The sequence below is a fragment of the Bordetella genomosp. 6 genome (genome assembly GCF_002119705.1).
Taxonomy (GTDB): domain Bacteria; phylum Pseudomonadota; class Gammaproteobacteria; order Burkholderiales; family Burkholderiaceae_B; genus Bordetella; species Bordetella bronchiseptica_F.
The window spans coordinates 395,540-408,930 of record NZ_CP021107.1 but is presented as its reverse complement, the minus strand read 5'-3'; the positions used below and the strand labels follow the sequence as shown (position 1 = coordinate 408,930).

Genomic DNA, 13,391 nt, shown 5'->3' with positions numbered 1-13,391 from the left:
ATGAAACCCGCCGACCTGACCAACGCCGACCGTATTGCCCTGGAACTGGGCCACGCGGGCCGCAACGCCATTGCCTACCTGGACGACGACCGCAACGCCGACCGCCCGTTCACGCTCAATACATACCGCCCTTACGGCTACACCCCTGACCGGCCGGTCGTGGTGGTGCAGCACGGCGTGCTGCGCAATGGCGCCGACTACCGCGATTTCTGGATTCCCGCGGCCGATCGCCACAAACTGCTGATCGTCGCGCCGACCTTCTCGGAAGAAATCTGGCCGGGCGTCGAAAGCTACAACAATGGCCGCGCCTACACCGCGGCCGGCAATCCGCGCCACGTCGACGGCTGGACCTACGCCCTGGTGGCGCGCGTGCTGGCCAACATCCGCGCCGCCGAGATCGCGGACTGCGAGAAGGTCTATCTGTTCGGCCATTCGGCCGGCGGCCAGTTCGTGCACCGCCTGATGAGCAGCCAGCCGCATGCGCCGTTCCATGCCGTGACGGCCGCCAACCCGGGCTGGTACACCCTGCCCACCTTCGAGCACCGTTTCCCCGAAGGGCTGGACGGCGTGGGCCTGACCGAAGACCACCTGGCCCGCCTGCTGGCCTACCCCATGACCATCCTGGCCGGCGACCAGGACACCGCCACCGACGACCCCAACCTGCCGTCCGAGCCGGCGGCGCTGCGCCAGGGGCCGCACCGCTATGCGCGCGCGCGGCACTACTACGAAGCCGGCCGGCGCGCCGCCGAGCAACGCGGCCTGCCGTTCGGCTGGCAGCTGCAGGTCGTGCCGGGCATCGGCCACGACGGCCAGGCGATGTCCGAAGTCTGCGCCAGCCTCTGGTTCGACGGCCGCATGCCCGACGCAGCCGAACTGGCCCGCCTGGCCGGCTCGCAATCGGCCTGACCGTCCCCCCTCGATCCGCCCTACCGACTAGACGCCCACGCCATGACGACCACGCTTCCCGACACCGACCAGCTCGTAGCTGGCATCCAGTCCTGGATTCAATGCGAATCCCCTTCGAACTCGCCGGCCGGCGTCACCGCCATGGCGCACCTGGCGGCCGAATACGCGCGCGCGGTCGGGCTGGCCGTGGAGATCCGTCCGCTGAACGCGGAAGTCGGCCCGCTGGTCCACGCCACCAATCGCGCTGCCGGCGATACGCGCCCCGGCGTGCTGATCCTCGGCCATATCGATACCGTGCATCCCGTCGGCACGCTGCGGGACAACCCTTGCCGCATCGACGGCGACCGCCTGTACGGGCCGGGCAGCTATGACATGAAGGCCGGCATCTACCTGGCGCTGTCGGCCCTGCGCGGCCTGCCCAGCCCGGACGCCACCGCCCTGCCCGTCGATTTCCTGCTGGTGCCCGACGAGGAAACCGGCAGCCACGCCTCGCGCGAACACATCGAGCACTACGCGGCGCGCGCCAAGTACGCGCTGGTGTGCGAGCCGGCGCGCCCCAACGGCGGCAAGTGCGTGACCGCGCGCAAGGGCACCGGGATGCTGCGGCTCAACGTCAAGGGCCGCCCGGCGCATGCGGGCATGCAGCACGAGAAAGGCCGCAGCGCCATCCGCGAAATGGCGCACCAGGTGCTGGAACTGGAAAGCATGACCGACTACGAGCGCGGCATCACCGTCAGCGTGGGTACGATCGCCGGCGGCACGGTCACCAATACCGTGCCGGCCCAATGCCGTTGCGTGGTCGACTTCCGCGTGCCCGACATGGGCGCGGCCGAAGACGTGCTGCGCCGCATGCGCAATCTGTGCGCCGTCGGCCCCGACATCGAGCTGGACATCGACGTCGAGCTCAACCGTCCGCCCATGGTCAAGACCGAAGCCGCCACCGCGCTGCTGCAACGGGCGCAGGACTTCGCCGCCAAGGCCGGCTTCGCGCTCGAAGACGCCCCCATGACCGGCGGCGGCAGCGACGCCAACTTCACCTCGGCCATGGGCGTACCGACCCTGGACGGCCTGGGCGCCGACGGCGACGGCGCGCACACCCTCAACGAATACATCCTGGTGTCCACCCTGGCCGCGCGCATGCGGTTCTGGGAATTGCTGCTGAAAGAACTCCACTGACGGCGCGCCTGTCCCTGCAGCGCCAGTTCCGCTGCGGGACCATGGGTGCCTGTCCCGCGGGGACAGGCATCTAGTGTCAGCCCCCCCCGCAGCGCTCCGGCGCCTGCCCCCGTGGGGACAGGCTCCTCGCCAGCCCCTCTGCAGCGCTAGTCCTTCTTCAGCAGCGCCTTCAACATGCCCAGGCGCTCCTTGGGGCTCATGGCGCGGGTGGCTTCGTCTTCCTGTACTTTCGCATCGCCCAGGCCCATCTCCTCGATGAAGCGCGAAGGCTCGCGCACCACGTCCTCGCGCGCGCGGCGGCGCTTCTTGCACCAGCTCAGGTTCAGGCTGCGCTGCGCGCGCGTGATGCCCACGTACATCAGGCGGCGTTCTTCCTGGATGCGCGTGGCCAGGGTCTCGGCGGCGCGCGCCGGGTCGCCGCTGTCCTCGTCGTCCTTGCCCAGGTGCGGCAGCAGGCCTTCCTCGACGCCAGCCAGGTAGACGTGCGGGTACTCCAGCCCCTTGGATGCGTGCAGGGTGGACAGCTTGACCGCGTCCGGCTCTTCCTCCTCGCCGCGCTCGAGCATGGTCACCAGCGCGACGTGCTGCACCAGGTCGAACAGCGTCATGCCGTCCTCCTCGGCCTTGCGCTTGAGCCAGCCCGTCAGCTCCAGCACGTTCTGCCAGCGCGTCTGCGCCGGCCGCTCTTCCAGCATGTCGTACAGGTAGCGTTCGTACTGGATGGCCGAGAGCAGGTCATCGAGGATCTGGCCGGCCGGCTCGAGCGCGCGCGCGGGCTGGCCCTCGACGCCACGCCCGGCGCGCCACTGGATGCGCCGCACGAATTCGGCGAAGGTGCGCAGCGGCTCCAGCTGGCGCGGCGCCAGCAGGCTCTCGAGCCCGGCCTCGTCCACCGCGGCCAGCAGCGAGCACTGGCGCTGCGCGGCATATTGCCCGAGCGTCTGCAGGGTGCTCTGCCCGATGCCGCGCTTGGGCGTGGTCGCGGCACGGATGAAGGCGGGATCATCCTCGTCATTGGCGACCAGGCGCAGGTAGGCCAGGATGTCGCGCACCTCGGCCTTGTCGAAGAAGCTCTGGCCGCCCGAGATGGTGTACGGAATCTTCAGGTTGCGCAGCGCCTGCTCCAGCACGCGGGATTGATGATTGCTGCGATACAGAATGGCGAAGTCTTTCCATTGCGCCTGGCGCTCGAAGCGCGCCGCCGACACTTTCATGGCGATGGACTCGGCCTCGTGCTCGTCGCCGTTCATCGGCGAGACGATGATGGGCTCGCCATGGCCCAGGTCCGACCACAGCTTCTTCTCGAACAGCTTGGGGTTGCGTTCGATCACGTTGTTGGCGGCGGCCAGGATGCGCTGCACCGAACGGTAGTTCTGCTCCAGCTTGATCAGCTTGAGACTGGGATAGTCGGTAGTCAGCTTGGCCAGGTTCTCGATGGTGGCGCCGCGCCAGGCGTAGATGGCCTGGTCGTCGTCGCCCACCGCCGTGAACATGGCCCGCACGCCGGTCAGCAGCTGCACCAGGCGGTATTGGCAGACGTTGGTGTCCTGGTACTCGTCCACCAGCAGATAGCGCACCCGGTTCTGCCAGCGCGTGCGCACCTCTTCGTTGCGCTCGAGCAGTTCCGCGGGAATGCGGATCAGGTCGTCGAAATCCACCGCCTGGTATGCCGCCAGCGTCGCCGCATAGCCGCGGTAGACGGTCACCGCCTCGACTTCGGTGGGCGTGATGGCGGCGGCGGCCGCCTGGTCCGGCGTAAGCAGCGCGTTCTTCCACAGCGAGATGATGGACTGCACCTCGCGCAGCCGGCCGCGGTCGGTGGTCGCCAGCAACTCCTGGATGATGCTCATGGCGTCATCGGCATCCAGGATGGAGAACTGGGGCTTGAGGCCGGCATGAGCCGCCTCTTCGCGCAGCAGGCGCACGCCCAGCGCATGGAAGGTGCTGATGGTCAGCCCCTTGGCCAGCTTCGGATCGACCAGGGTCTTGACGCGCTCGGCCATCTCGCGCGCGGCCTTGTTGGTGAAGGTCAGCGCCACCACGTTGCGGCCCATGTAGCCGCACTCGCGCAGCAGATAGGCCATCTTCTGCGTGATGACGCGCGTCTTGCCGCTGCCCGCGCCGGCCAGCACCAGGCACGGCCCGTCCAGGTACAGCACGGCTTCTTTCTGCGCGGGGTTCAGGCCACTGCCTATCGAGGTATCGCTTGCGGACATGTTCGGTCAGGGTACGGGTTCGAGCGGATGCCGGCCCGCTCAGATCTCCAGCGGATCGACTTCCAGCTGCCAGCGTACGCGCGCCTCGGCGGCCAGTTGCGGCAGGCGGGTCGTCCAGGCCGTCAGGAAGCCCTGCAGGGCGGGGCGGCTGGCGCTTTCGATCAGCAGCTGGGCGCGCTCGACATGGGCCACGCGCACAACGCGCAGCGGCACGGGATCGTAGAGTGTAATCGCGTCCACGCCGGGCCATGGCTCGCCCGTCGCCACGTCGCGGGCGCGCTGCAAGAAGCCCTGCGCCACCGTCAGCTCGCGCGCCTCGGCGGTCAGCAGCGCCTGGTAGGCAAACGGCGGCAACCCGGTGTCCTCCCGCTCCTGCAGGGCATGGCGCGCAAAGCCGGCGTAATCGTGGCGCAACAGGGCCTGGTAGACCGGCTGCTCCGGATAGCCGGTCTGGATCAGGACCTGCGCGCCGGCGGCATGGCGGCCTGCCCGCCCGGCCACCTGCATCAATTGGGCGAACAGGCGCTCGGGCGCGCGGAAGTCGTGCGCGAACAGCATGGAGTCGGCATTGAGCACCCCCACCAGGCCGAGCCGCGCGAAGTCGTGGCCCTTGGCCACCATCTGCGTGCCGACCATGATGTCCACCTCGCCGGCGTGCACGGCCGCGAACAGCGCCTGCGCGCTGCCCTTGCGGCGCGTGCTGTCGGCGTCGATGCGCGCGATGCGCGCCTGCGGGAACCACTCGGCCAGCTGCTCCTCGATGCGCTGCGTGCCGCGCCCCATGGGCTCGAGGTCCTGGTCGCCGCACTCCGGGCAGGCGCGCGGCACCGGCGCCTGGTAGCCGCAGTGGTGGCATTGCAGGCGATAGCCGCCGGCGCCCGGGCCGCGGTGCAGCACCGTGAAGGTCGAGCAGCGCGGGCAATGGCTGACCCAGGCGCATGACGCGCAATGCAGCACGGGCGCATAGCCGCGCCGGTTGAGAAACACCAGCGACTGCTCGCCGCGCTCGAGCCGCTGGCCGATCGCCTCGATGAACTGCGGCGACAGCCCTTGCTTGAGCTGCAGCCGGCGCGTGTCGATCAGGCGAATCTCCGGCAGGCTGCTGGCGCGCGCCCGGCCGGGCAGCGTCAGGCGCAGGTAGCGGCCGCGCTCGGCATGCTGCCAGCTCTCCAGCGACGGCGTGGCCGACCCCAGCACCACCGGGATATCCAGGTCGCGGGCGCGCCAGATGGCCAGGTCGCGCGCCGAATAGCGCAGGCCTTCCTGCTGTTTATAGGAAGGGTCGTGCTCTTCGTCGACCACGATCAGGCCCAGCTCCGGCAGGGGCGCAAAAATCGACATGCGCGTGCCCAGCAGCAGGCGGGCCTGGCCGCGCTGCGCGCGCGCCCACGCCTGCACGCGCTCGCCATCGGCCAGCCCGCTATGCAGGATGGCCACGCCCTGCGGCCCGACCAGCGCCTCCAGACGCGCACGCAAGGCGCCTTCGAGCTGCGGCGTCAGGTTGATCTCGGGCACCATCAGCAGGACCTGCCGCCCCGCCTGCAAGACGCGCGCCGCCGCGTGCAGGTACACCTCGGTCTTGCCGCTGCCGGTCACGCCGTGCAGCAGGACCGGCTGGAACGCCGACAACGCGCCGATGGTATCGACCGCCTGGCGTTGCGCCTCATTCAGTTCGGGCGCCTGGTCCGGCTCGGCCGCCGCCGCCGCCGCTGCCGCGGCGCGCGGCTTGCGCGCGTCCAGGCGCGCCACCGGCCCCAGGCCGGAACGCTTGCCTTGGTAGGCCGACGGCTTGCGCAGGGGCGGCGGCAGCACCGGCAGCATGACCTCGCCCAGCGGGCGCTGGTAATAGTCGGCCGCAAAACGCGCCAGCCGCATCCAGTCGGCCGGCATCGGCGGCAGGTCTTCGAGCGGCTGCTCGACCTCGCGCACCTGCGCCGGGTCGATGGACGGCTGGTCGGGATGGTCGACCACCACCCCGACCAGCTTGCGCCGCCCGAACGGCACGATCACGCGCGCGCCCAGCGGCAATGGCGCTGCGCTGCGGTAATCGAACGGCCCCGGCAACGGGACATCCAGCGCAACGCGCACCCAGACGTCCGACGCATCGGCGGCGGGCCAGGCGGGATCGGCGGAAGACGCGTCGCTCATACTTAAAGTGAATTCTGGATTCTGGCGCTAACCCTGCGGCGCCTCATAGTGATATCCACACAAGTTTCCAACCTGTGGATAACTTTGGGGAAAAAACGCTAACAAGCGTGCGAGCTTTCACGACGGTGCCTGCCTGGCTCTGCTTCATATCTGCAATAAGCTCATATTTTTCTTTTGAATTCATGAGCTTATATATATTTTCCAGACTACGAGGCAGGTTTTGGGGGTTTTCCCGAAACTTTGCGCTGCTGTGCACAACTCGGCACGGCAGCGCCTTCCCCGGCCGTTTGGAAGCGGAGCGTCCACTTACCCCGCATGCAGTGCGCGGCTGTACGTGTGCACTTCGTCGACCAGCTCGCTGACCACCTCCGGCGGGGAGTATTGCGAAATGCCGTGCCCCAGGTTGAACACGTGGCCGCCCTTGCCGACCGGACCGAACGCGTCCAGCGTGCGCCGCGCCTCGGCGCGCACGGCCTGGGCGCCGCCAAACAGGGTCATGGGATCGAGGTTGCCCTGCAGCGCCACCGCGTCGGCCACCCGGCGGCGCGCCGAGCCCAGGTTCACCGTCCAGTCCAGGCCCACGGCATCGCAACCGCATGCGGCGATTTCCTCGAGCCACTGCCCGCCGCCCTTGGTGAACACGATGACCGGCACGCGGCGGCCTTCGCGCTCGCGCGTCAGGCCTTCCACCACGCGGCGCGTATACGCCAGCGAAAACTGCTGGAACAGGCCATCGGCCAGTACGCCGCCCCAACTGTCGAACAGCATCACAGCCTGCGCGCCGGCATCGATCTGCGCGTTGAGATAGTGGCGCGTGGCTTCGGCGTTGATCTCCAGGATGCGGTGCAGCAAATCGGGCCGGCCGTACAGCATCGATTTGATCAGGCGATAGTCGTCGCTGCCGCGTCCTTCGACCATGTAACAGGCGATGGTCCAGGGACTGCCGGCAAAGCCGATCAGCGGCACGCGGCCATCGAGTTCGCGGCGTATCGTGCGCACGGCGTCGAACACATAGCGCAAGCTGTCCATGTCGGGCACCGCCAGCTTTGCCACATCGGACTCATCGCGCACCGGATGGGCGAAACGCGGCCCTTCGCCGGGCGCGAAATCCAGGCCCAGGCCCATGGCGTGCGGCACGGTCAGGATATCGGAGAACAGGATGGCCGCGTCCAGGGGGTAGCGCGCCAGCGGCTGCAGCGTGACTTCGCAGGCGTAGTCGGGATTTTGCGCGAGCCCCATGAACGAGCCCGCACGGGCCCGTGTGGCGTTGTATTCCGGCAGGTAACGGCCGGCCTGACGCATCAGCCAGATCGGCGTGTATGGTACGGGCTCGCGCAGCAGGGCGCGCAGGAACACATCGTTCTTCAAAGGGGCAACAGACACGACTATCCTTGGTGATCGGAAGCCGTGATTTTACTGCCCTGGCAATTTCCTGCCCGCGGGGCGGGAAAGCTGCGTTCAGGCCTCGTCGGCGGGGTCCCAGGGCGGCGCGGTTTCGCAGGGCCACGCGCTGGCCAGGCCTTCGCGATAGGGCCGGGCATCGATGCCATGCTTGCGCATCAGGGCCCAGAACGCGCGCCGGTGCTTGCAGGCCGCGCGCGCCGCCTGGGCCACGTTGCCGCCATGGCGCGCCAGGGCGCCGCGCAGGTAGGCGCGCTCGAAGCGCCCCACCACCTGCGCCTTGGCCTGGCGGAAAGGCAGCTCGCGCTGCGCCGCCATCCGGGTGTCGCCCGGCGCCACGGCATAGGGCGCATGCGGCTGGGCAAGCAGGTACGGGGCGCCTGCCGGCGCATCGGCGGCCTCCGGCATGCCAGGCAGGCGATGGCCGCCGCCCTCGCCCTGATCTGGCGGCGCGCCGGACGCGCGGCCGCCGCCGGGATCTGCGCCCGAAGCCGCGGCGGCCCGGGCGTCTGGCGCCGCCGGCGAAGGGATGCCGCGCCAGGCGCGCGACACCCGGACGCGCAGCTCTTCCAGGCAGGCGGGCGCACGCAGGAAATCCCGCGCGCCCAGCCGCAACAGGTCGGCGATGGCCGGCGCGGTCAGGTCGCGCACCAGTACCAGCACCGGGGTGCTCAATGCCGGGCTGGCTTGCGCCAGCACGATACGCGCCCACCCCAGCGTGGAAGCCTGCACGGGCAGCAGCAGCGCATCGAAGCGGCGCAGGCGCATGGCGGCCTGCCCCAGCGCGAGCCCATCGCGCCCGCCCAACGGGTATTCGTGCAGGCGCAGGCGCTCGGCCAGGCGGGCTTGCGGGCCGCGCGCGGCGGCCAGCCACGCGCCTACCCACGATGGCTGGTCGGGCATGACGAGTACGGCGCAATCCAGAAGTGCACGCATGGCATGGGCCTCATTCACGATGAGCAGGGCCATAGCCTAGCGCGTCGGGACAACGCGCCGCCATTCGCAATCGCCACACTGCGGAGATTGCGCAGGCATGGATCCAGGAGCGCATCAGAAACGACAAAGGCGACCGAAGTCGCCTCTGTCTGCCTGCTGCGGCGGGCAACGCCCGCCGGCAATCAGTGCGTACGGCCCTGGCGCAGCTTGCGCGCGGCCACGGCCTGGGCGGCCAGCATGGCCAGCTCGGCTTCGACCACGGCGATGTCGGCCTTGTCCTTGGCGTTGCGCAAGGCCTCCTCGGCCTTTTCGCGCGCCGCCACGGCGCGGGCTTCATCCAGGTCGGCGGCCCGGATGGCCGTATCGGCCAACACGGTCACGCTGCCCGGCTGCACCTCGAGGATGCCCCCGGCGACGAAGATGTTTTCCTCGCCTTCGTCGGCACGGACGATCTTGACCGTCCCGGGGCGTATGCGCGAAATCAGCGGGGTGTGGCCGGGCAGAATGCCCAGCTCACCCGCCTCGCCAGGCAGCACCACGAACTTCGCCTCGCCGGTGAAGATCGCTTCCTCTGCGCTGACGACATCCACATGCAGGGTAGCCATATCGGATCCTTATTGGAGTTTCTTGGCCTTCTCGAAGGCCTCGTCGATCGTGCCGACCATGTAGAAGGCCTGCTCGGGCAGCGCATCGCACTCGCCTTCGACGATCATCTTGAAACCGCGGATCGTTTCGGCCAGCGGCACGTACTTGCCCGGCGAGCCGGTGAACACTTCGGCCACGTGGAAGGGCTGCGACAGGAAGCGCTGGATCTTGCGCGCGCGGGCCACGGCCTGCTTGTCTTCCGGCGACAGTTCGTCCATGCCCAGGATCGCGATGATGTCGCGCAGTTCCTTGTAGCGCTGCAGCGTCTGCTGCACGCCACGGGCCACCTGGTAGTGCTCTTCGCCCACGACTTGCGGGTCGAGCTGGCGGCTGGAGGAGTCCAGCGGATCCACGGCGGGGTAGATGCCCAGCGCGGCGATGTCACGCGACAGCACGACGGTCGAGTCCAAGTGCTGGAAGGTCGTGGCGGGCGAGGGGTCGGTCAAGTCGTCGGCAGGCACGTACACGGCCTGGATCGAGGTGATCGAGCCGGTCTTGGTCGAGGTGATGCGCTCTTGCAGCACGCCCATTTCCTCGGCCAGCGTAGGCTGGTAGCCCACCGCCGACGGCATACGGCCCAGCAGCGCCGACACTTCGGTGCCGGCCAGGGTGTAGCGGTAGATGTTGTCGACGAAGAACAGGATGTCACGGCCTTCGTCGCGGAACTTCTCGGCCATGGTCAGGCCGGTCAGCGCCACGCGCAGGCGGTTGCCCGGGGGTTCGTTCATCTGGCCGAACACCATGGCCACCTTGTCCAGAACGTTCGACTCTTCCATTTCATGGTAGAAGTCGTTGCCTTCGCGGGTACGCTCGCCCACGCCGGCGAACACCGACAAGCCGCTGTGCTGCTTGGCGATGTTGTTGATCAGTTCCATCATGTTGACGGTCTTGCCCACGCCGGCGCCGCCGAACAGGCCGACCTTGCCGCCCTTGGCGAACGGGCACACCAGGTCGATAACCTTGATGCCGGTTTCCAGCAGCTCGACCGACGGCGACAGCTCGTCGAAACGGGGCGCGGGCTGGTGGATGGCGCGCTTCTCGTCGGAAGCGATGGGGCCGGCTTCGTCGATGGGACGACCCAGCACGTCCATGATGCGGCCCAGGGTGCCGTGACCCACGGGCACCGAGATCGGCGCGCCGGTGCCGGCCACCTGCATGCCGCGGCGCAGGCCGTCGCTGGAGCCCAGCGCAATGGTGCGCACCACGCCGTCGCCCAGCTGTTGCTGCACTTCCAGCGTCAAGCCCTTCTCGGCGAACGAGGAACCCTCGTCGACCAGGGTGAGCGCTTCATAAATCTTGGGCATGTTATCGCGGGGGAACTGAATATCCACCACGGCGCCGATGCACTGAACGATGGTTCCGTTGCTCATGTCGATTCCTTGCTTGATAGCTTTTGTCGGAGTACTACCGGGTTACACCGCGGCAGCGCCCCCTACGATTTCCGAAATTTCTTTGGTGATCGCGGCTTGACGAGTCTTGTTGTAGACCAGTTGCAAGTCACCGATGACCTTCTTCGCGTTGTCCGAAGCAGCCTTCATCGCCACCATCCGGGCAGACTGTTCCGACGCCATGTTCTCAGCCACGGCCTGGTACAGCAGCCCTTCGACGTAACGCTGCAGCAGGTCGTCGATCACGCTCTTGGCATCCGGCTCGTAGATGTAGTCCCAGCTGTAGTCCGACTTGATCTCGGCGGTCTTGGCCAGGGTCTCAACGCCCGACTGGAACGGATCGTCCAAACCATTGGACAGCGGCAGCAGGCGCAGAAACACCGGCTCCTGCCTCATCGTATTGACGAAGCGCGTGGTCGCCACGTACAGCGCGTCGATGCGGCCTTCCAGGTAGTCGTCCAGCTGTACCTTGATGGCGCCCAGCAGGCGGTCGAGGTCGGGCTTGTCGCCCAGCTGCACTTCCTGGGACACCAGCTTGGCGCCGATACGCGTCAGCAGGCCCAGGCCCTTGTTGCCGAAGGCCGTCGCCTGCACCTTGATGCTGCGCTGCTCGAATTCCTTCAGCTTGGACAGCGTCACGCGGCTGATGTTGGTGTTCAGGCCGCCGCACAAGCCCTTGTCGGTCGTCACCAGCACCACGCCGACCGCCTTGACTTCGCGTTCGACCAGGTAGGGGTGGCTGTACTCGGGATTGGCCTGCATCAGGTGCGCGGCAATCTCGCGCACCTTGGTGGCGTACGGACGACCCGCGCGCATCCGCTCCTGCGCCTTGCGCATCTTGGATGCGGCGACCATTTCCATCGCCTTGGTGATCTTGCGCGTGTTTTGCACGCTCTTGATCTTGGTTCGGATTTCCTTGATTCCGGGCATTGCGCTTTCCTGTTGAAACGGCTTGGCGGGTTCAGCCGGGCTGCCCCCGCCCTACCGTAGGATGGGCGGCACGCCCATCGCTACGCCAGACAGTTGCCTTAAAAAGCACCGTGCTTCTTGAAATCCTGGACCGCGGCAGCCAGTTCGGCTTCGTCGTCCTTGGACAGTTCCTTGGTGTCTTCGACGCGCTGGATCAAGGCGGCATGCTTGGCCTTGAGGTGATCCTTCAGCGACTTTTCGAAGGCCAGGATCTGCGCCACATCGACGTCGTCCAGGTAGCCGTTGTTGACCGCGTACAGCGAGACGGCCAGCTCCCACACTTGCAGCGGCTGGTATTGCGGCTGCTTGAGCAGTTCGACCACGCGCTTGCCGCGCTCGAGCTGGCGACGGGTGGCGTCGTCCAGGTCGGAGGCGAACTGCGCGAAGGCGGCCAGTTCACGGTACTGGGCCAGGTCGGTACGGATACCGCCGGACAGCTTCTTGATGACCTTGGTCTGGGCGGCGCCACCGACGCGCGACACGGAAATGCCGGCGTTGATGGCGGGACGCACGCCCGCGTTGAACAGGTCGGTTTCCAGGAAGATCTGGCCGTCGGTGATCGAGATCACGTTGGTCGGAACGAAGGCCGACACGTCGCCCGCCTGGGTTTCGATGATCGGCAGCGCGGTCAGCGAGCCGGTCTTGCCCTTGACGGCGCCGTTGGTGAACTTCTCGACGTATTCCTCGTTGACGCGCGCGGCGCGCTCGAGCAGGCGCGAGTGCAGGTAGAACACGTCGCCCGGGTAGGCTTCGCGGCCCGGCGGACGGCGCAGCAGCAGCGACACCTGGCGATAGGCCCAGGCCTGCTTGGTCAGGTCGTCATAGACGATCAGGGCGTCTTCGCCGCGATCGCGGAAGTATTCGCCCATGGTGCAGCCGGCGTAGGCGGCCAGGTACTGCATGGCGGCCGAGTCCGAAGCGGCGGCGGCGACCACGATGGTGTATTCCATCGCGCCGTGCTCTTCCAGCTTGCGCACCACGTTGTTGATCGTCGAAGCCTTCTGGCCGATGGCGACGTACACGCAGGTGACGCCCTTGCCCTTCTGGCTGATGATGGTGTCGACGGCCACGGCGGTCTTGCCGGTCTGGCGGTCGCCGATGATCAGTTCGCGCTGGCCGCGGCCGATCGGCACCATCGAGTCGATGGCCTTGATGCCGGTCTGCAGCGGCTGCGACACCGAGCGGCGGGCGATAACGCCGGGCGCCACTTTCTCGATGATGTCGGTCTGGGTGGTGTTGATCGGGCCCTTGCCGTCGATCGGGTCGCCCAGGGTGTTGACCACGCGGCCCTTCAGTTCGGGGCCGACCGGCACTTCGAGAATGCGGCCGGTCGTCTTGACCTGATCGCCTTCGGACACGCCGGTGTAGTCGCCCAGAATAACGGCGCCGACGGAATCGCGCTCGAGGTTGAGCGCCACGCCGAACACGTTGTTCGGGAATTCGAGCATTTCGCCCTGCATCACGTCGGACAGGCCGTGGATGCGGGTGATACCGTCGGTCACGGAGACGACGGTACCCTGAGTACGAACATCAGTCGAAGCGCCCAGGCCCTCGATGCGGCTCTTGAGCAGTTCGCTGATCTCGGAGGGATTGAGTTGCATATTGA

10 protein-coding genes are annotated in these 13,391 nt (G+C 67.7%); 2 read left to right on the top strand and 8 right to left on the bottom strand.

From position 1 onward, the window contains the following. Both CAL11_RS01970 and CAL11_RS01965 read left to right on the top strand, forming a co-directional pair. Positions 1-906, top strand: coding sequence for a hydrolase (locus CAL11_RS01970; protein WP_033460930.1), 906 nt, complete (start codon positions 1-3; stop codon positions 904-906). 42 nt (positions 907-948) lie between these two features. Next, positions 949-2,082: a M20 family metallopeptidase gene (locus CAL11_RS01965; protein WP_086092002.1), complete on the top strand. Its 1,134-nt coding sequence runs from the start codon at positions 949-951 to the stop codon at positions 2,080-2,082. 146 nt (positions 2,083-2,228) lie between these two features. Here CAL11_RS01965 and CAL11_RS01960 read toward each other — a convergent pair whose 3' ends face one another. The 8 genes from CAL11_RS01960 to atpA all read right to left on the bottom strand — a co-directional run bounded on the left by CAL11_RS01960 (position 2,229) and on the right by atpA (position 13,386). Then, positions 2,229-4,298, bottom strand: a complete 2,070-nt coding sequence (locus CAL11_RS01960) for a UvrD-helicase domain-containing protein (protein WP_086092001.1) — start codon at positions 4,296-4,298, stop codon at positions 2,229-2,231. Positions 4,299-4,337: 39 nt separating this feature from the next. After that, a complete protein-coding gene (locus CAL11_RS01955) occupies positions 4,338-6,446 on the bottom strand; it encodes a primosomal protein N' (protein WP_086092000.1) in 2,109 nt (702 codons plus the stop codon). 306 nt (positions 6,447-6,752) lie between these two features. Beyond that, positions 6,753-7,829: a uroporphyrinogen decarboxylase gene (gene hemE, locus CAL11_RS01950; RefSeq protein ID WP_033460942.1), complete on the bottom strand. Its 1,077-nt coding sequence runs from the start codon at positions 7,827-7,829 to the stop codon at positions 6,753-6,755. A gap of 75 nt (positions 7,830-7,904) precedes the next feature. Continuing rightward, entirely contained in the window at positions 7,905-8,783 is an 879-nt protein-coding gene (locus tag CAL11_RS01945) for a hypothetical protein (protein WP_086094497.1), read from the bottom strand. A gap of 182 nt (positions 8,784-8,965) precedes the next feature. Beyond that, a complete protein-coding gene (locus CAL11_RS01940) occupies positions 8,966-9,388 on the bottom strand; it encodes a F0F1 ATP synthase subunit epsilon (protein WP_003815341.1) in 423 nt (140 codons plus the stop codon). A 9-nt stretch (positions 9,389-9,397) separates the two neighbouring features. Continuing rightward, positions 9,398-10,798 carry a F0F1 ATP synthase subunit beta gene (gene atpD / locus CAL11_RS01935; RefSeq protein ID WP_033459747.1) on the bottom strand — a complete coding sequence of 467 codons (1,401 nt, stop codon included), beginning with the start codon at positions 10,796-10,798 and terminating at the stop codon, positions 9,398-9,400. A gap of 42 nt (positions 10,799-10,840) precedes the next feature. Continuing rightward, positions 10,841-11,746, bottom strand: coding sequence for a F0F1 ATP synthase subunit gamma (atpG, locus tag CAL11_RS01930; protein WP_033459750.1), 906 nt, complete (start codon positions 11,744-11,746; stop codon positions 10,841-10,843). Between the two features lie 98 nt (positions 11,747-11,844). Further along, a complete protein-coding gene (gene atpA / locus CAL11_RS01925; RefSeq protein ID WP_033459753.1) occupies positions 11,845-13,386 on the bottom strand; it encodes a F0F1 ATP synthase subunit alpha in 1,542 nt (513 codons plus the stop codon). Between the last annotated feature and the right edge of the window lie 5 nt (positions 13,387-13,391).

Coding starts and splice junctions, on each gene's coding strand:
- atpG (WP_033459750.1), bottom strand. CDS start 11,746: ATGCCCGGAATCAAGGAAATCCGAACCAAGATCAAGAGCGTGCAAAAC.
- CAL11_RS01955 (WP_086092000.1), bottom strand. CDS start 6,446: ATGAGCGACGCGTCTTCCGCCGATCCCGCCTGGCCCGCCGCCGATGCG.
- CAL11_RS01970 (WP_033460930.1), top strand. CDS start 1: ATGAAACCCGCCGACCTGACCAACGCCGACCGTATTGCCCTGGAACTG.
- CAL11_RS01940 (WP_003815341.1), bottom strand. CDS start 9,388: ATGGCTACCCTGCATGTGGATGTCGTCAGCGCAGAGGAAGCGATCTTC.
- CAL11_RS01945 (WP_086094497.1), bottom strand. CDS start 8,783: ATGCGTGCACTTCTGGATTGCGCCGTACTCGTCATGCCCGACCAGCCA.
- atpD (WP_033459747.1), bottom strand. CDS start 10,798: ATGAGCAACGGAACCATCGTTCAGTGCATCGGCGCCGTGGTGGATATT.
- atpA (WP_033459753.1), bottom strand. CDS start 13,386: ATGCAACTCAATCCCTCCGAGATCAGCGAACTGCTCAAGAGCCGCATC.
- CAL11_RS01965 (WP_086092002.1), top strand. CDS start 949: ATGACGACCACGCTTCCCGACACCGACCAGCTCGTAGCTGGCATCCAG.
- CAL11_RS01960 (WP_086092001.1), bottom strand. CDS start 4,298: ATGTCCGCAAGCGATACCTCGATAGGCAGTGGCCTGAACCCCGCGCAG.